At 71.0% G+C, this 17,389-nt stretch carries 14 protein-coding genes; 10 read left to right on the forward strand and 4 right to left on the reverse strand.

The features are described 5' to 3' along the window. Positions 1-31 precede the first annotated feature (31 nt). The 7 genes from ileS to MKK70_RS05470 all read left to right on the forward strand — a co-directional run bounded on the left by ileS (position 32) and on the right by MKK70_RS05470 (position 9,447). The gene (gene ileS, locus MKK70_RS05440; RefSeq protein WP_243946234.1) at positions 32-3,007 is read left to right on the forward strand and encodes an isoleucine--tRNA ligase; all 2,976 of its coding nucleotides are present in this window, start codon (positions 32-34) and stop codon (positions 3,005-3,007) included. 223 nt (positions 3,008-3,230) lie between these two features. After that, on the forward strand, positions 3,231-3,731 hold the full coding sequence (gene lspA, locus MKK70_RS05445; protein WP_147728180.1) for a signal peptidase II: 501 nt from the start codon (positions 3,231-3,233) through the stop codon (positions 3,729-3,731). A 158-nt stretch (positions 3,732-3,889) separates the two neighbouring features. Then, positions 3,890-4,561 carry a hypothetical protein gene (locus MKK70_RS05450; RefSeq protein ID WP_313899077.1) on the forward strand — a complete coding sequence of 224 codons (672 nt, stop codon included), beginning with the start codon at positions 3,890-3,892 and terminating at the stop codon, positions 4,559-4,561. Positions 4,562-4,739: 178 nt separating this feature from the next. Then, positions 4,740-6,140, forward strand: coding sequence for a M16 family metallopeptidase (locus MKK70_RS05455; protein WP_147841090.1), 1,401 nt, complete (start codon positions 4,740-4,742; stop codon positions 6,138-6,140). Between the two features lie 60 nt (positions 6,141-6,200). Further along, on the forward strand, positions 6,201-7,499 hold the full coding sequence (locus MKK70_RS05460) for a M16 family metallopeptidase (protein ID WP_147726274.1): 1,299 nt from the start codon (positions 6,201-6,203) through the stop codon (positions 7,497-7,499). A gap of 104 nt (positions 7,500-7,603) precedes the next feature. Then, positions 7,604-8,536, forward strand: coding sequence for a ring-cleaving dioxygenase (locus MKK70_RS05465; RefSeq protein WP_243946303.1), 933 nt, complete (start codon positions 7,604-7,606; stop codon positions 8,534-8,536). Between the two features lie 137 nt (positions 8,537-8,673). After that, on the forward strand, positions 8,674-9,447 hold the full coding sequence (locus MKK70_RS05470; RefSeq protein WP_147726273.1) for a ferredoxin--NADP reductase: 774 nt from the start codon (positions 8,674-8,676) through the stop codon (positions 9,445-9,447). A gap of 201 nt (positions 9,448-9,648) precedes the next feature. Here MKK70_RS05470 and MKK70_RS05475 read toward each other — a convergent pair whose 3' ends face one another. Both MKK70_RS05475 and zapE read right to left on the reverse strand, forming a co-directional pair. Then, complete coding sequence (locus MKK70_RS05475; RefSeq protein ID WP_243946235.1) at positions 9,649-12,585, reverse strand: response regulator; 2,937 nt, start codon at positions 12,583-12,585, stop codon at positions 9,649-9,651. Between the two features lie 189 nt (positions 12,586-12,774). Continuing rightward, positions 12,775-14,004, reverse strand: coding sequence for a cell division protein ZapE (gene zapE, locus MKK70_RS05480; protein WP_243946236.1), 1,230 nt, complete (start codon positions 14,002-14,004; stop codon positions 12,775-12,777). Between the two features lie 286 nt (positions 14,005-14,290). On the opposite strand from zapE, the gene MKK70_RS05485 reads away from it, so the two are divergent. After that, positions 14,291-14,881, forward strand: a complete 591-nt coding sequence (locus MKK70_RS05485; RefSeq protein WP_147841088.1) for a GNAT family N-acetyltransferase — start codon at positions 14,291-14,293, stop codon at positions 14,879-14,881. 18 nt (positions 14,882-14,899) lie between these two features. On the opposite strand, the gene MKK70_RS05490 is transcribed toward MKK70_RS05485, so the two are convergent. Both MKK70_RS05490 and MKK70_RS05495 read right to left on the reverse strand, forming a co-directional pair. Next, positions 14,900-15,631 carry a ComF family protein gene (locus MKK70_RS05490; RefSeq protein ID WP_279603537.1) on the reverse strand — a complete coding sequence of 244 codons (732 nt, stop codon included), beginning with the start codon at positions 15,629-15,631 and terminating at the stop codon, positions 14,900-14,902. A 111-nt stretch (positions 15,632-15,742) separates the two neighbouring features. Next, positions 15,743-15,967 carry a hypothetical protein gene (locus tag MKK70_RS05495; protein ID WP_243946237.1) on the reverse strand — a complete coding sequence of 75 codons (225 nt, stop codon included), beginning with the start codon at positions 15,965-15,967 and terminating at the stop codon, positions 15,743-15,745. 166 nt (positions 15,968-16,133) lie between these two features. Here MKK70_RS05495 and MKK70_RS05500 point away from each other — a divergent pair, with 166 nt between their 5' ends. Together MKK70_RS05500 and MKK70_RS05505 are read left to right on the forward strand one after the other, a co-directional pair. Beyond that, positions 16,134-17,033, forward strand: coding sequence for a methyltransferase domain-containing protein (locus tag MKK70_RS05500; RefSeq protein WP_243946238.1), 900 nt, complete (start codon positions 16,134-16,136; stop codon positions 17,031-17,033). Next, positions 17,030-17,389, forward strand: a complete 360-nt coding sequence (locus MKK70_RS05505) for a DUF427 domain-containing protein (protein ID WP_147726268.1) — start codon at positions 17,030-17,032, stop codon at positions 17,387-17,389. The genes MKK70_RS05500 and MKK70_RS05505 overlap by 4 nt, the downstream gene beginning before the upstream one ends.

The raw sequence follows: 17,389 nt of genomic DNA on the forward strand, positions 1-17,389 counted from the left end.
CGCGCCGCCCGTATCCAGGACGCCCGACCCCATGACCGACGAGACCCAAGCCGAAGCCCCGGCCGGCCGCGACTATTCGAAGACCCTCTACCTGCCGCAGACCGATTTTCCGATGCGGGCGGGCCTGCCGACCCGCGAGCCGCTGCTGCTGGAGCGCTGGAGCACGACCGACCTCTACGGCCAGCTTCGCGCGCAGGCCGCCGGACGGCCGAAATTCGTGCTGCACGACGGGCCGCCCTACGCCAACGGCAACATCCACATCGGCACAGCGCTGAACAAGATCCTCAAGGACGTGATCGTCCGCTCCATGGGCGGCCTCGGCTTCGACGCGAACTACGTGCCGGGCTGGGACTGCCACGGCCTGCCGATCGAGTGGAAGATCGAGGAGCAGTACCGCGCCAAGGGCCGCAACAAGGACGACGTGCCGGTCATCGAGTTCCGCCAGGAATGCCGAACGTTCGCCGGCCACTGGCTCGACGTGCAGCGCGCGGAGTTCAAGCGCCTCGGCGTCACCGGCGATTGGGACCATCCCTACGCCACCATGGCCTATCCGGCGGAAGCGGCGATCGCCGCCGAGCTGATCAAGTTCTCGATGAGCGGGCAGCTCTATCGCGGCTCGAAGCCGGTGATGTGGTCGGTGGTCGAGAAGACCGCGCTCGCCGAGGCCGAGGTCGAGTACGAGGACCACGTCAGCGACACCATCTTCGCCGCCTTCCCGGTGCGCGAAGGCGCCGTCGCCGACCTGACCGACGCCCGCGTCGTCATCTGGACCACGACGCCCTGGACCATGCCCGGCAACCGAGCGGTCGCCTACTCCAAGCGCGTTGCCTACGGCCTCTATCGCGTCACCGAGGGCGCCGAGGACAACTGGGCCAAGGTCGGCCAGACCTACCTGCTGGCGGACGGTCTTGCCGCGGGCGTCTTCGAGGCCGCGCGCGTCGCAGGACACGAGCGCCTGCGCGACGTGAGCCCGGCCGAGCTCGCCGGCCTCACCCTGTCCCACCCGCTCGCCGGCCGCGGCTACGACTTCGCCGTGCCGATGCTCGACGGCGACCACGTCACCGACGAGGCCGGCACCGGTTTCGTCCACACCGCGCCGGGCCACGGCCGCGAGGATTTCGAGGTCTGGATGGCCAACGGCCGCGCGCTCGCCGAGCGCGGCATCGAGACCCGGATCCCCTACACGGTCGATGCCGACGGCGCGCTGACCAAGGATGCGCCGGGTTTCGAGGGGAAGCGCGTCCTCACCGACAAGGGCGAGAAGGGCGACGCCAACAGGGCCGTGATGGCCGCGCTCCAGGAAGCGGGGACGCTGGTGGCGTCGGGCCGGCTCAAGCACAGCTACCCGCATTCCTGGCGCTCGAAGAAGCCGGTGATCTTCCGCAACACGCCGCAATGGTTCATCGCCATGGACAAGGCGGTGGAGTCGCTCGGCGACAGGACGCTGCGCGAGGTCGCCCTGCAGGCGATCGAGGACACCCAGTGGGTGCCGCCGCAGGGCAAGAACCGGATCAACGGCATGGTCGGCAACCGGCCGGACTGGGTGGTTTCCCGCCAGCGCGCCTGGGGCGTGCCGATCACCGTGTTCGTGAGAAAGGGCACCGGCGAGGTGCTGCGCGACGCGGGCGTGAACGCCCGCATCGTCGCCGCCTTCGCGGCGGAAGGCGCGGACGCGTGGTTCACCGATGCCGACGGTGCCCGCTTCCTCGCTCCCGACCACGACCCGGCGGCGTACGAGAAGGTCACCGACGTCCTCGATGTGTGGTTCGACTCCGGCTCGACCCACGCCTTCGTCCTCGACGACCCGGAGGCGTTCCCGGGTCTCGCCAACGTCGTGCGCCGGCGTGACGGCGGGCAGGACACGGTGATGTACCTGGAGGGGTCGGACCAGCACCGCGGCTGGTTCCAGTCCTCGCTGCTCGAATCGGCCGGCACGCGCGGCCGCGCGCCCTACGACACGGTGCTGACCCACGGCTTCGTCCTCGACGCCAAGGGCCTGAAGATGTCGAAGTCGAAGGGCAACGTCGTCGCGCCGCAGAGCATCATCAAGGATTCCGGCGCCGACATCCTGCGCCTGTGGGTCGCGGCGTCGGACTACACCGACGACCTGCGCATCGGCCCGGAGATCATCAAGACCTTCGCCGAGACCTACCGGAAGCTGCGCAACAGCCTGCGCTGGATGCTCGGCTCGCTCGCCCACCGCGTGGCGGGCGACAACGTGCCGGTGGCGGAGATGCCGGAACTCGAGCGCTTCGTGCTGCATCGGCTGCTCGAGCTCGACGGCGAAATCCGCGAGGCCTACCGCACCTTCGACACCAAGCGGGTGGTCGCGCTCCTGAACAACTTCCTGACCGGCGACCTGTCGTCGTTCTACTTCGACGTGCGCAAGGACGCCCTGTACTGCGACCCGGCCTCGTCGGTCGCCCGCCGGGCCGCGCTTCAGGTGATCGACGAGGCCTTCCGCCGCGTCGTGATCTGGCTGAGCCCGGTCCTCGCCTTCACCGCCGAGGAGGCCTGGCTCGACCGGTTCCCGTCGGAGACCGGGTCGGTCCACCTGCAGACCCTGCCGGAGACGCCCGAGGCTTGGCGCGACGACGGGCTGGCCGCGCGCTGGCAGAAGATCCGTCGCGTCCGCCGGGTCGTGACCGGCGCGCTGGAGATCGAGCGGGCCGCCAAGCGCATCGGCGCGAGCCTGGAGGCGGCCCCCGTGGTCTCCATCGCCGATCCCGAGCTTCTGGCCGCCCTCGACGGCGTCGACTTCGCCGACGTCTGCATCACCTCCGCGATCCGGGTCGAGGCCGGGGAGGGACCGGCCGACGCGTTCCGCCTCGACGAGGTCAAGGGCGTCGCCGTGGTGCCGGCGCGCGCCGAGGGCCGGAAATGCGCGCGATCCTGGCGCGTCACGCCGGAGGTCGGCAACGATCCGGACTATCCCGACGTCACGCCCCGCGACGCCCGCGCCCTGCGGGAGTGGGACGCGGCGCACGCGGCCGCGAGCGCGGCGTGAGCGGATCGGAACCGTCTCTCTCCCCCCTCTGCGGGGGAGGGTGGCCCGCGAAGCGGGTCGGGACAGGGGAGCGCGTGGCCGGCGCGGCGCGCACCGCCGCGGATCCGATCCGGTCTTCCCGGATCTGCGCAACAGCGCCCCGGGATGACGGGGAGGGTGGGGGAACCCCGTTCGCGACCCGTCCGCGTTCCGTCGCCGTCGCGACGGAAGATGGGGCTACCCGATGACGCCCGTGCGCCTCGGACTCCTCGCCCTGCTCACGACGCTGATCCTCGATCAGGCCTCGAAGCTGGGGCTCTACTTCGGTACCGACCTGGTGCTGACCCAGCCCTGGCGCTTCGGCCCCTACGCCGAGTTCGTCGTGGTCTGGAACAGGGGCGTGTCCTACGGCCTGTTCCAGCAAGAGGGCGGCATCGGCCGCTGGCTGCTGGTGGCGCTGTCGCTCGCGGCGGCCCTCGGCCTCAGCGTGTGGATGACCCGCACCGGTTCGCGCCTGCTCGCGACCGCGCTCGGGCTGATCGCCGGGGGCGCGCTCGGCAACGCGATCGACCGGGCGGCCTACGGCGCGGTGTTCGACTTCGTCCACCTGCATGCCGGGGCCTGGTCCTGGTACGTGTTCAACATCGCCGACGCGGCGATCGTGGCGGGCGTCGTCGGGCTGATCCTCGACAGCGTGCTGCCGGAGCGGCGCCCCGGCCTGCCGGGCGAGCCGCCGCCGGCGTGACCGGGAGACCACATCCACAGCCACCTGTCGCCGGCGGCTGGCCGGGAGCGGTCAAGGCGCCATACGATCGCCGGAAACCGGTCCCAGACCCGAAGCGCCGGATCAGGCCGTCAACCGTGCGGCCGCTTCGAGAACCCCGGAACGGGGATCGGGCATCGGTGGGCAAGCTGCGGGGCATCATGATCGGGTATCGGGAGCTCATTCTCATGGCGGCGGCGGCGATCGCCCTGCCGTCGGCGGTCCAGGCCCAGGAAACGGGCGAATTGCTGCGCAACACCTTGAGCGGCATCGGCCTTCTCGAGAAGCCGCAGGCGCCGATCGAGTATCGCGAGCGCGCGCCGCTGGTGATGCCGCCCAAGCTCGACGGGAAGTCCCTTCCGGCGCCCCGCGCCGGCGCCGCCTCGGCGCAATGGCCCAAGGAACCCGAGGTGGTCGAGCGCGAGCGCGCCGCCGCCGAGCGCCGTCTGCCCAAGGGCAGCCAGGCGCAGGGTCGCTACGAGGACAACAACGCGACGCTCTCGATCGACGAGATGCGGTCCGGCCGGCGCGCCGACGCCAACCTGACCCGCGAGATCGAGCGCAAGCCCGGCGAGAACAGCCGCGAGGATTCTTGGGTCAACCCGCTCGACCTGATCCGGGGGATCGGCAACGAGAAGACGGAGCCGGCGGCGGCCGAGCCGTCGCGCGACGTGCTCACCGACCCGCCCAAGGGCTATCGCCAGCCGCCGCGGAAGATCGTCCGCAACACCACCGACCCGATCAACAACCCGACCCGCGAGCGCGACGAAGCCGATCCGGGTGTCTATCTGCGTGAGCAGCGGGCGCGCTGAGGTGCGGATGTGACACACGGCGCGTCTCGGTTCCGCACGGGACCGGGACTGGCAAATCCGGTACGGGACTTGCCAATTTAGATACGGGACGTGCCATTTAAGACGATGCCGGCGCGCTCGGAGCCCCGCATCGAACCAGAAACGGACGGTCCCTCGGGGCCGCACGAGGGAAGACGGAATGCATCTGCTCAGGAAGGCGACGCCCACCCTGTTCCCGGCCGGCGGCCGTTTCGCGAATGCGGGACGCGCCGAGGCGGCGCCGTTCGGGCGCTCGGAAGCCGGCGGGCCGGAGGTGTCGGCCTTCACCCTCGACAACGGCCTTGACGTGGTGGTGGTGCCCGATCACCGCGCGCCCGTCGTCACCCACATGATCTGGTATCGCAACGGCTCGGCCGACGATCCGCTCGGCCAGTCGGGCATCGCCCACTTCCTCGAGCACCTGATGTTCAAGGGCACCGAGAAGCACCCGGTCGGCGCCTTCTCCAAGGCCGTCTCCGGCCTCGGCGGCCAGGAGAACGCCTTCACCTCCTACGACTACACCGCCTATTTCCAGCGCGTCGCCCGCGACAACCTCGACACGATGATGGCGTTCGAGGCCGACCGCATGACAGGCCTCGTCCTCGACGACGCGGTGGTGGCGCCGGAGCGCGACGTGGTGCTCGAGGAGCGCCGCATGCGGGTCGAGACCGACCCGTCGGCCCAGCTCTCGGAGGCGATGGCCGCCTCGCTCTTCGTGCACCATCCCTACGGCATCCCGATCATCGGCTGGATGCACGAGATCGAGGAGCTGAACCGCGGCCACGCCCTCGACTACTACAAGCGCTTCTACACCCCCGAGAACGCGATCCTGGTGGTCGCCGGCGACGTGACGCCCGACGAGGTTCGGCGCCTGGCCGAGGCGACCTACGGGCGCGTCGCGCCGCAGGGCGCCCGCCCGATCCGCGTCCGAGCCCGCGAGCCGGAGCCGAAGGCGCTGCGCCGCCTCGCGGTGGCCGATCCGAAGGTCGAGCAGCCGACGCTGCAGCGGCTCTATCTCACCCCGTCCTGCATCACCGCCCGCGACGGCGGCTGCCACGATCTCGAGCTGCTCGCCGAGGTGCTCGGCGGCGGCTCGACCTCCTATCTCTACCGCAAGCTGGTGATGGAGAGCGGCCTCGCGGTCAACGCGGGCGCCTGGTACATGGGCTCGGCGATCGACGACACCCGCTTCTCCGTCTACGCGGTGCCCGCCGAGGGCGTCAGCCTGGAGAAGCTGGAGGCCGAGGTCGACCGCGTGCTGCGGCGCGTGCCGTCGGATGCGCTGAACGCCGAGGCGATCGAGCGGGCCAAGACCCGCCTCGTGGCCGAGACGGTGTATTCCTCCGACAGCCAGTCCTCGCTCGCCCGCATCTACGGTTCCGCGCTCGCCATCGGCGAGACCATCGAGGAAGTGCGGCGCTGGCCGTCCGACATCGAGGGCGTCACCCGGGAGCGCCTGGCCGAGGCGAGCGAGCGCTGGCTGACGCCGTCGCGCTCGGTCACCGGCTACCTCGTCAAGTCCAGCGACCCGGACGCACCGATGGCCATCGCCGCCGAGTAGGGACGTTCGGCCTGCGGCGCCCGGCGCCGCACCCAGACATCAAGAACAACGAGGTCGTCCATGAACTTCGCCGACACCGACCTGGCCGAGACCCCGGTCCGCTCCAAGGCGAGTCCGGCCAAGGCGCTGCCGATCCAGACCGCCGCCGGCATCGAGGCGTGGCACGTCGAATCGCCGGTGGTGCCGATGATCGCCCTGGCCTTCACCTTCGAGGGCGGCGCGGCGCAGGACCCCGAGGGCAAGTCGGGCTGCGCCCAGATGCTGGCACGCCTCCTCGACGAGGGCGCGGGCGATCTCGGCTCCGACGCCTTCCAGGAGCGGCTCGCGGCGCGCGCCATCGAGCTGTCGTTCCATGCCGGCCCCGACGCGATCGGCGGCTCGCTGAAGATGCTGGTCAAGCACGCCGACGAAGCAATCGAGCTGCTGGCCCTGGCGCTCGCAAAGCCGCGCTTCGACGCCGACGCGATCGAGCGGGTCCGCGGCCAGGTGATCGCCGGCCTGCGCTACCAGCAGAACGATCCGGGCGTGATGGCCTCGCGCCGCTTCTTCGCCGAAGCGTTCGCCGGGCACGCCTACGGACGCCCGTCCTCGGGCACGATCGAGGCGGTCTCGGCGATCACCCGCGACGACCTCGTGGCGATGCATGCCCGGCTGCTCGGTCGCGGCGCGGTGAAGGTCGCAGCCGTCGGCGCGATCGGCGCCGAGCAGCTCGCCGCGAGCCTCGACCGCGCCTTCGGTGCGCTGCCCGAGGCCGGCGGCCTGCGCGCGATCGAGCGGACCACGGTGGGCGACCTCGGCAAGCGCGTCGTCGTCGATCTCGACGTGCCGCAATCGGTGATCCGCTTCGGCATGGCTGGCGTCGCCTGGCGCGACCCCGACTTCATTCCCGCCTACGTGCTCAACCACATCCTCGGCGGCGGCGCCTTCACCTCACGGCTGTTCCAAGAGGTCCGCGAGAAGCGCGGCCTCGCCTACTCGGTCGGGACCTCGCTGGTCAGCCACCGCTCGGCGGCGATGACCTGGGGCTACACCGCGACCAAGAACGAGCGCGTCGGCGAGGCGCTGTCGGTCATCGGCGACGAGATCAACCGCCTGATCGCCGACGGCCCGGACGACGAGGAGTTGCAGAAGGCCAAGGACTACCTGACCGGCTCCTACGCACTCGGCTTCGACACCTCGACCAAGATCGCCCACCAGCTGGTGCAGATCGCGTTCGAAGGCCTCGGGATGGACTACATCGAGCGCCGCAACGCCCTGGTATCCTCGGTCACGCAGGACGACATCCGCCGCGCCGGCGCGCGGACCTTCGCCGACGGCCGGATGCTGGTCGTCGCCGCGGGGCGGCCGGTCGGCCTCTGACACAGGCTCGATGACCCCCGTCGTGGGGACTGTTCCATCTCTTCGCGGTGCCGCACGTTCTTTCGCCGGACCGGCGACCGCTTCGACGGAAGATGCTCTCGCCGATGCAGCTCACCGGGATCCACCATCTCACCGCCATCACCGCGCGGGCCGCGGAGAACCACGCGTTCTACACCCGCGTGCTCGGCCTGCGGCTCGTCAAGAAGACGGTGAACCAGGACGACGTCTCGGCCTACCACCTGTTCTACGCCGACGGGCTGGCCTCGCCCGGCACCGACGTGACCTTCTTCGACTGGCCGGCGCCGCCCGAGCGGCGCGGGACGAACAGCATCACCCGCACGCACCTGCGCGTCGCCGGCCCGGCGGCGATCGACGCTTGGCGCGAGCGCCTCGCGCGGGAGGGCGTGGCCCACTCCGAGCCGGTCGAGCGCGACGGACGCCTGACCCTGGATTTCGAGGATCCGGAAGGCCAGCGCCTGAGCCTCGTCGACGACGGCGGCGCGGGCGATGCGCACCCCTGGGTCGGCAGCCCGGTGATGCCCGAGCACCAGATCCGCGGGCTCGGCCCGATCCGCCTCGCCGTCGCTCAGCCGGAGCGGACCGGCTCGGTGCTCGTGGACGTCCTCGGGATGCGGCATGACCGCAGCTTCGAGGCGCCTGAGGGAACGGTCCACGTCTTCGCCATGGGGGAGGGCGGGTCGGCCGCCGAGGTGCAGCTCGTCGGCGACGCCTCCGCCCCCGCCCGCCAGGGCGCCGGCGCGGTGCACCACGTCGCCTTCCGCATCCCCGATGCGGATTACGCAGCCTGGGCCGACCGGCTCAAGGTGCGGCGGATGCCGTCGAGCGGTCCGGTCGACCGCTACTACTTCCGCAGCCTGTATTTCCGCGAGCCGAACGGCATCCTGTTCGAGATCGCCACCGACGGCCCCGGCTTCACCGCCGACGAGCCGCTCGACCGGCTCGGTCAGGGCCTCGCCCTGCCGCCGTTCCTCGAGCCGCGGCGCGCCGAGATTCAGGCCGGGCTGAAGCCGCTCTAGGTCGGATCGCCGCGGGTATTAAGAGCGATTCCAATCAGTTGCGGTTGCATGGCTGTGTGTCGTCGGCGCGTCTTGACCTGCGTTCCGCACCTGCGAAAAGACCGCCAAACCCATCGGGATTCGGGACACCTCAGTCGATGAGCAAGTTCTACGAGGAGCGCGTTCTGTCGGTCCACCACTGGACCGACACGCTCTTCTCCTTCCGCACGACCCGCGATCCGGCCTTCCGCTTCCGGAACGGCGAGTTCACGATGATCGGCATCGAGGTTGAAGGCCGGCCGCTGCTGCGCGCCTACAGCGTCGTCTCGGCCAACTACGAGGAGGAGCTGGAATTCTTCTCGATCAAGGTCGAGGCCGGCCCGCTCACCTCGAAGCTGCAGCACCTCAAGGTCGGCGACCCGATCATCGTCGGCAAGAAGCCCACCGGCACGCTGGTGCTCGACAACCTGCTTCCGGGCAAGAACCTCTACCTCCTCGGCACCGGCACCGGGCTCGCGCCCTTCATGTCGATCATCAAGGACCCGGAGACCTACGAGCGCTTCGAGAAGGTCGTGCTCGTCCACGGCTGCCGGCAGGTGCAGGAGCTCGCCTACGGCGAGACCATCACCGAAAGTCTGCCGAAGCACGAGTTCCTCGGCGAGATGATCAGCGCGCAGCTGATCTACTACCCGACCGTGACCCGCGAGCCGTTCCGCAACCGCGGCCGCATCACCGACCTGATGACCTCGGGCAAGCTGTTCGAGGATATCGGCCTGCCGAACATGTCGGTCGAGAACGACCGCTTCATGCTCTGCGGCAGCCCCGACATGATCCGCGACACCCGCGAGCTGCTGACCAACGGCGGCTACGAGGAGGGCAACCACGGCGAGGCCGGTCACTACGTGATCGAGAAGGCCTTCGTCGAGAAGTAGGGTCTTCCGGGACCCGCCGAGAACCACCGTCGTCGTCCCGGGTCGGCGCAGCGGGGCCCGGGATCCAGAACCGTCGAAGGCGCAAGCTGGAGCACGACCTGCGGTTCCGGAGCGCGGGTTCGCCTTCGGCGCCCCGGGATGACGGGGAGGGCATGGCCACCGTGATCGCTCGCGCGATCGTTTCGGGCAGCTGCGCCCTTCTCAATCTCGCGCCGGAATCCCCACCAGACCCCGCACCTCCTGAGCCAGATCCGACAGGCTGACCGAGCCCTTGCTGATCACCCGGTCCGCCTGCCCGGCGAGCCGGCGTCGGTCCTCGGCCGTGATGTCCTTGGCGGTGAGCACTACCACGGGGATGTCGCGCCACTCCGCCCGCGTCCGCAGGGCGCGCAGGAAGCCGAAGCCGTCCATCTCCGGCATCATCAGGTCGAGGAGAACGAGGGCGGGCTTCTCCCGCGCCACCTCCTCCAGCGCGATTTTGCCGTGCTCGGCCGAGCGCACCGGAAAGCCCTCGCGTTCCAGGAAGGTCGTCACGCGCTCGCGGGCGTCGGGATCGTCCTCGACGACGAGGATCGGTCCCTCGGCATTGCCGGGACGGAACCGGTCGGTGACGGCCTTGAGGTGCCCCCACTCGATCGGCTTGTGCAGGTAGTCGGTGGCGCCGAGCGAGAAGGCGAGGTTCTGCTCGTCGAGCACCGTCACCATGATGATCGGCGTCGCGCCGAGCTCGGGGTCGGCCCGGAGCGCGCGCAGCACCGACCAGCCGTCCATCCGCGGCATGGTCACGTCGAGGAGGATCGCGCGGGGACGCAGGGCCCTGGCCCGTTCCAGGCCCTGGCGCCCGTCCTCCGCCGTGGAGACCACGAAGCCCTCCTTCTCGAGGAAGCGCGCGAGCAGGTCGCGCGTCGCCGCATCGTCGTCGATGACGAGGATGCGGTTTCCCACCGCCGTATCCTCCCCGTTTGCCGCTCCGGCGTCGGGGCCGGAGAACTGCGCCGGCAGGATCAGCGTGAAGGTGCTGCCTGCGCCCTCCCGGCTCGCGACCTCGACGGTGCCGCCCAGCAGCTCGGCGAAGGCGCGGGTGATCGAGAGGCCGAGCCCGGTGCCGCCGAAGCGTCGGGTCGTGGAGGCGTCGGCCTGGGTGAAGCGCTCGAACAGCCGCCCGACCTGCTCGTCGGTCATCCCGATCCCGGTATCGCTGACCGCGAAGCAGAGCCTGGCCTCCGCATCGCGCGTCACGGTAAGGCCGATGCGGCCGTTCTCGGTGAACTTCGCCGCGTTGCTCAGAAGGTTGATCAGGCACTGGCGCAGCTTGGTCACATCGGTATGCGCCGTGCCGACGTCCTCGGCGATCGTCAGGTCGAGAGCGTTCTCCTTCTTGGCGATCAGACCCTCGACCGTGGCGGCGACCTCGGCCACGACCTCGGCGACGGAGAAGTCCTCGGCGTAGATCTCCACGCGCTCGGCCTCGATCTTCGACAGGTCGAGGACGTCGTTGATCAGCCCGAGAAGGTGGCGGGCGTTCGACTCGATCTTCTTCATGTCGGCGATCAGCGAGGGCTCGCCGAGGTCTTCCAGCTCCTCCTGCAGCATCTCGGAATAGCCGATCACCGCGGAAAGCGGCGTGCGCAGCTCGTGGCTCATGTTGGCCAGGAACTGGCTCTTGGCGCGGTTGGCGTCCTCCGCCGCCTGACGAGCCGCCTCGACGGCGGCCTCGGCCGCCTTGCGCTCGGTGATGTCGGTATGCGTGCCGACCCATTCCCGCAGGCGCCCGTCCTCGGCGAGGATCGGCACGGCGCGCACCGCCATGTGGCGGTACTCGCCGTCGGCCCGGCGCAGGCGGTGCTCGGTCTCGTAGGGCTGCAGTGTCGAGACCGCCACGGTCCAGGCCTCGGCCGTATGCGCCCGGTCGTCCACGTGGATCGCGTCTAGGAAGCCCTCGCCGCCATAGGCCGCGTCGTCCTGGCCGGTGAAGCGCGTCCAGGAGGCCTGCCGCGGGTGCAGGGTACCCTCGGCCGTCGCGGTCCAGACGATCGACGCGCTCGCCTCGATCAGCGAGCGGAAGCGCTCCTCGCTGCGGCGCATGCGCTCCTCGACCATCCAGCGCAGGGTCTCGTCGAGAACGACGATGCCGACGCCCTCGATCGCCGGCTCGACCTCAGAGGAGGTGCCGCGGAGGGGATAGAAGCTCATCGAGAAGCGGCGCACGCCGCCGGGTGCCGAGGGCGTCGGGACGGCGACCGGTACGTCGGGCGTCACCAGCCCTTCGTGGAGGGCCGCGGCGAGCTTCGGACCAAGGGCGTCGGCGAGGGTCGGCAGCATCGCCCAGATCGGGGCGCCGAGGTCGGCGCCGAAGCCGCGCTCGCTCATCACCGCCAGCGCCCGGTTCATGTGGCGGATCTTGAGATCGCGGTCGAGGAAGCCGAGGCCGACGGGGGCATTGGCGAGCACCCCGTCGAGCAGGCCCGACATCCGCATCGCCTCCCGGCGGCGGACGAGGGCGAGGCGGGCGAGGAGCACGATCGCCACGACCGCGCAGACTGCCGTGAGGATCGACAGCAGCAAGGAACGCGCGGCGTCGCGGCTGCGATCGGCCTCCATTCGCCGGGCGATCGAGGCCTGCAATCCTGCGGTCTCGGCGCGGATCGCGTCCATCTGCTGCTTGCCGACGCCGGTGCGGACGATCTCGGTCGCCGCATCGAAGCTCGCGTCCCGCCGCGCGGCGACGACCCGGGCCGCGAAGTCGCGCTTGTCCGCGATGAGAGCGGCAAGGGACGTCCCGCCCTGGCGCAGCGGCACCTGGGCGAGGCTGCCGAGCCCGGCGAGACCGGTGTCGATCGCGCCGAGCGCCTTCTGGTAGGGCTCGAGGTAGACGTCGCCGCCGACGAGGACGTAGCCGCGCTCGCCGGTCTCGAGGTCCTTCACCGCCGAGAGCAGCCGCTCGAGCCCCGAGATCCGGGTGTTTCCGGCCGCGACCGCCGCGCGGCTCGCCTCGCCGCCGACGTAGTTCCAGCCACCCGCCACCAGGGCGACGATCAGGAGGCCGAAGGCGACCGGCGAGCCGAGCAGCCCGGCGAAGGGCCGTGCGCTGCGCCAGTTCGACCGACGCAGGAACGAGATCGATCGGGGGCTCACCACGCGACGACCATCCCGAACCCGCCCCGCATCGCAGCACCACCCGCGGCGAGCGGGTGTTTCGTATCGGTGATCATCTCGGGCGCCTCGGATCGGCCCGGCGACGTGCCGAGGCGACCTGCGCAGACATAGACGGGACGGGGCGGTTGTCGAAGCCTTACCCGTCGAAGCTCGGGCGGCCGCGAAGCCGCATCAGGTCTCGACGAGGCCGGTCGTGGCGCCGGAGGCTTCCGAATCCGCCCGTCCATGCGGCAGGGCGAGGTATTCGGTCGATCGCATCTCGATCAGGCGGGACACGGTGCGGTCGAACTCGAAGGCCTCGCGGCCCTCGCGGACCGTGTAGAGGTCCTGCGCTTCCGCCGCGGCCGAGGCGACGAGCTTCACGTGGCGGTCGTACAGGGTGTCGATCAGGGTGATGAAGCGCTTGCACTCGTTGCGGTTCTGCTCGCCCATCACCGGGATGTCCTCGACGATCACCGTGTGGAAGGCCCGGGCGATCGCCATGTAGTCGGAGGCGCCGAGCGGCTGGGCGCAGAGGTCGGCGAAGGAGAACCGGGCGACGCCGGCCGCCTCCTGCGGCACCGGCACGGCGCGGCCGTGCACGGTGATCGTCGCCGACCGGCCCTTGGCCTTCCCGGTCAGCCCCTTGAACGCGGCATCGATCGCGGCTCGGGCCTCCGCGTCCGCGGGCACATGGTAGACCGGTGCGCCGCCGAGCTTCTCCAGGCGGAAATCCGTGCGCGAATCCAGGCGCAGCACCTCGACCCGGTCCTTCAGCTCCTCGACGAAGGGCAGGAACAGCGCGCGGTTGAGGCCGCCCTCGTAGAGGCGGTCCGGCTCGACGTTCGAGGTCGCGACCACCGTCACGCCGCGCCTGAACAGCGCGCCGAACAGGCGGCCGAGGATCATCGCGTCGGCGATGTCGGTGACCGTGAACTCGTCGAAGCACAGCAGCGTCGCCTCGTCGGCGAGCGCGTCGGCGACGGGGCCGATCGGGTCGTCGCCCTTCACCTCGCCGCGCTTCAGCGCCTGGCGGTAGGCGTGGATGCGCTCGTGCGCGTCGGCGAGGAAGCCGTGGAAGTGGACGCGGCGCTTCGGCCCGGGGGCGGCCTCGTGGAACAGGTCCATGAGCATGGTCTTGCCGCGCCCGACCGAGCCCCAGATGTAGAGGCCCTTCGGCGGCCCGACGCTGTCCTTCCGCGAGAACAGCCAGCCGAGCGCGCTGCCCTTCTTGGCGCGACGCCTCCGCTCGAGGTCGAGGACCAGGCGGTCGAGGGCGCGCACCAGCCGCGCCTGGGCCGGGTCGCGCTCGATCGCGCCGGAGGCGATCAGCGCCTCGTAGCGATCGTGGACGGGGCCGGGAGAAAGCGCACCGCTGCGCGCATCGGCGGAGGGCGCATGGCTCGGCGAGGTTGGGCTCACGGCTTCCGGCTCACGACCACGGGATCCTGCTCGGCATCCGCGCGGTGCTGCAACGCGGGACCCGTCCCAACCGTCTGCCGCGCGCGGGCGGGTCGATCAACCCCGCGTCGCACCGCGATGCAACAGAAGTGGTTCCATCCCCTGCATGCATGTCAGCCCTGGCGACGCGATGCGACGACGAATTGTTGCATTGCACAATCGGCTTGGCGGTGCGAGACCCTGCCTGCCTTGAGGGAGGGCACGCCCGGATGCGCGCACCCAGCGCGCCGATACCGGAGACCTGCACATGGCATTGCCCGAGCCGAAACCGGCGGGACACACGATCCGACGCCTGCGCGCGAGCGACCGCGCGCAGATCCTCGCCTACTTCCTGCGCCTGGACCCCGAAACCCGCGCGAACCGGTTCATGGGAAGCGTCGGCGAGGCCGGGATCCGTGCCTATGCCGAGCGCGCCGTCACGGCCGACGGTTTGATCTTCGGTGCCTTTGTGTCCGGTACCCTGCGCGGGGTCGCGGAGCTGCGACCGTCCGGCCCGGGTGCGACGCCGCTCGATCTCGGCAGGCAGGCCGAGGCGGCCTTCGCGGTGGAGCGCGCCTACCGGCGTCGCGGCATCGGTGGCGCGCTGTTCGCGCGGATCACGGAAGCGGCGCGCAATCGTGGCGTCGGCGATTTGCACGTGCGGTGCTTGGCCATGAACGGACCGATGCGCCGCCTCGCGATCCGGCACGGCGCCGACCTGCAGGCCAGCGGGACGGAGGCCGAGGCCGCCGTGCACCTCGAACGGCCCACCCCGTTCTCGCTCTGGCACGAGAGCATCGCCGAGGCGTTCGACCTGACGATCGCGGCGCTTCAGTCGCGAAACCCGCCGCCCGCGTGAGAATGATCGCGCCCCCGCTCAACCGATCGGGTCGGCCACCAGGGCGAAGGTGAGCAGGTCGACCGAAGCGGCCCCGCCGCGCAGCAGGGCGCGGGCGGCGGCGTTGGCGGTCGCGCAGGTGGTGGTGACGTCGTCGACGAGGAGGACGCGCCGTCCCTGGATGCCGGCCCGATGCGCCGCCGGCACCCGGAAGGCGCCCTGAAGGTTCTCGGCACGCCCGGCGCGAGTCAGCCCGACCTGCGAGCGCGTCGCCTTCACCCGCGCCAGGGCCCGCGGCAGGAACGGCAGGCTGCCGGCCCGGGCGACCGGCCGCGCCAGCAGCGCCGCCTGGTTGAACCGCCGCCGCCACAGGCGCCAGCGATGCAGCGGCACCGGCACGACGCAGTCGGCCTCCGCGATCAGCGCCGCGCCGGACGCCGCCATCATCGCGGCCATCGCCTTGGCGAGGTCGAGGCGGTCCTGGTACTTCAGGCGATGGACGAGGCTGCGGGCGGTGTCGTCGTAGAGCGCCACGGCGCGGACCCGCGCGAAGACCGGCGGCTCGCTGATCGCCCGCGGCGACAGCAGGGGACCGATTCCGAGATCGACGGCGAACGGGGTGCCGTACCGCGCGCAGCACGGCTCCTCGATGAAGCGCAGGCCGGCCCAGCAGGACGGGCAGAGCGCGCCGGGATCGGCGGTCGCCGCGCCGCAGCCGGCGCAGGACGGCGGGTAGACGAGACCAACCAGGGCGCGGACAGCGCGACTCAGAACGGCGAAAGGCCGCGCGCCCTGCGACGCACGGCCGATCTCGATGCTCGACGTCTCAGGCGCCTGCACGGCCCGATCCGTCCGCCGCGCCGACGCGATCGGGAGCGCGCCTCAGCGCGTCGTCGGCGCGGTCTGATCGTTGCGGCGGGCCTCGGCATTCGCGCGATGGCGGCCGATGGCGCAGCCGGCCGCAGCACCGGCGAGCCCATGATGGCCGGCATAGTGCCCGGCGATCCCGCCGACGATGGCGCCCTTGATGCAACCCTTGGCATCGGCGGCCGAGCCGAAAGCGATGATCGAGAGGGCCAGCGCGGCCCCGGACAGGAAGCGGATCATGGGATGGGACTCCGGTACGCGGCCGAGCGGCCGATGGAACTGACCAGGAACGGCGACGCCCCGTTCCCGTTCCACCCTCTCAGAAGTGTGATCGTCGTCCGGCCCTCGCCACCCGTCGGTCGCGCCGCTGGCAAGACAGCGATCCGAGCGCCATGTGATGGGGCAGATGACAGCGCCTTCGCCCCTGTTCGACACCGTCCTCGCCCGCCGACGCCTGGCGCGGGCGCAGCGTGCGGACTTTGCCGATTTCCTGATCGCCCGTGTCGCGGAGGATCTCGACGATCGCCTCGGCGCGGTGCTGCGTGACTTCACCCGAAGCCTCGATCTCGCGACGCCGACTGCGGCGGCCGCGCGCGTCCTGTCGGCGCGTTACCCCGACGCGACGGTCCTGCGCCTCGCGCCGATCCTGGACCAGGCCGTGCCCGGCGTCCGGCAGGCGGTCGCCGACCCCGAGGCGCTGCCGGCCGCGCCCGAGGGTTTCGACCTCGCCGTGTCGCTGCTGGCGCTCCAGGGCGTCAACGATCTTCCCGGGACGCTGGTGCAGCTCCGCCGTTCGCTTCGCCCCGACGGGCTGTTCCTCGGCTGCCTGCTCGGCGGCGCCACCTTGAACGAGCTGCGGGCGAGCTTCGCCCAGGCCGAGAGCGAGGTCGAGGGCGGCGTCAGCCCGCGGGTCGCGCCGTTCGCCGAGGTGCGCGAGGCCGGCGCCCTGCTGCAGCGCGCCGGCTTCGCCCTGCCGGTCGCCGACACCGAGACCGTGACGGTGCGCTACGCAGACCCGTTTTCCCTGATGCGGGACCTGCGCGCCATGGGCCTGACCAACGCGCTGGTCGAGCGCCGCCGCACGCCCCTGCGGCGGGCGACGCTGATGCGGATGGCGGACATCTACGCGTCGCGCTTCGCCGACGCGGACGGGCGGCTTCGCGCCAGCTTCGAGATCCTGTGGCTCACCGGCTGGGCGCCGCATGCGAGTCAGCAGGTCCCGCTGAAGCCCGGCAGCGCGAAGGCACGGCTCGCCGACGCCCTCGGCACCATCGAGTTGAACCCGACCGAGAGGATTCCGCGATGAAGCAACCCGGCCCCGACCATCCGATCACCATCACGCCGCATCCGGGCCGCGTCCGGGTGATGCTCGACGGCGTCGCCGTCGCCGAGAGCGAGCGGGTGCTTTCCCTCAAGGAAGCGTCGTACCCTCCGGTTCTCTACATTCCGCGCAGCGATGCCGACCTCTCGCGTTTCACGAAGTCGGCGCGAACCAGCCACTGCCCGTACAAGGGCGATGCGAGCTACTTCAGCCTCGCGGTCGGCGACGCATCGCGCCCCGACGCGGTCTGGAGCTACGAGGCGCCGTTTCCGGCGGTCGCCGAGATCGCAGGGCATCTTGCCTTCTACCCGGACCGCGTCGACGCGATCGAGACGGTGTGA

Source organism: Methylobacterium sp. E-041 (genome assembly GCF_022829665.1).
Classification (GTDB): Bacteria; Pseudomonadota; Alphaproteobacteria; order Rhizobiales; family Beijerinckiaceae; genus Methylobacterium.

Excerpts from the sequence above, each read along its gene's own strand:
- ileS (WP_243946234.1), top strand. The coding sequence starts at position 32 with ATGACCGACGAGACCCAAGCCGAAGCCCCGGCCGGCCGCGACTATTCG.
- lspA (WP_147728180.1), top strand. The coding sequence starts at position 3,231 with ATGACGCCCGTGCGCCTCGGACTCCTCGCCCTGCTCACGACGCTGATC.
- MKK70_RS05455 (WP_147841090.1), top strand. The coding sequence starts at position 4,740 with ATGCATCTGCTCAGGAAGGCGACGCCCACCCTGTTCCCGGCCGGCGGC.
- MKK70_RS05460 (WP_147726274.1), top strand. The coding sequence starts at position 6,201 with ATGAACTTCGCCGACACCGACCTGGCCGAGACCCCGGTCCGCTCCAAG.
- MKK70_RS05465 (WP_243946303.1), top strand. The coding sequence starts at position 7,604 with ATGCAGCTCACCGGGATCCACCATCTCACCGCCATCACCGCGCGGGCC.
- MKK70_RS05470 (WP_147726273.1), top strand. The coding sequence starts at position 8,674 with ATGAGCAAGTTCTACGAGGAGCGCGTTCTGTCGGTCCACCACTGGACC.
- MKK70_RS05485 (WP_147841088.1), top strand. The coding sequence starts at position 14,291 with ATGGCATTGCCCGAGCCGAAACCGGCGGGACACACGATCCGACGCCTG.
- MKK70_RS05495 (WP_243946237.1), bottom strand. The coding sequence starts at position 15,967 with ATGATCCGCTTCCTGTCCGGGGCCGCGCTGGCCCTCTCGATCATCGCT.
- MKK70_RS05500 (WP_243946238.1), top strand. The coding sequence starts at position 16,134 with ATGACAGCGCCTTCGCCCCTGTTCGACACCGTCCTCGCCCGCCGACGC.
- MKK70_RS05505 (WP_147726268.1), top strand. The coding sequence starts at position 17,030 with ATGAAGCAACCCGGCCCCGACCATCCGATCACCATCACGCCGCATCCG.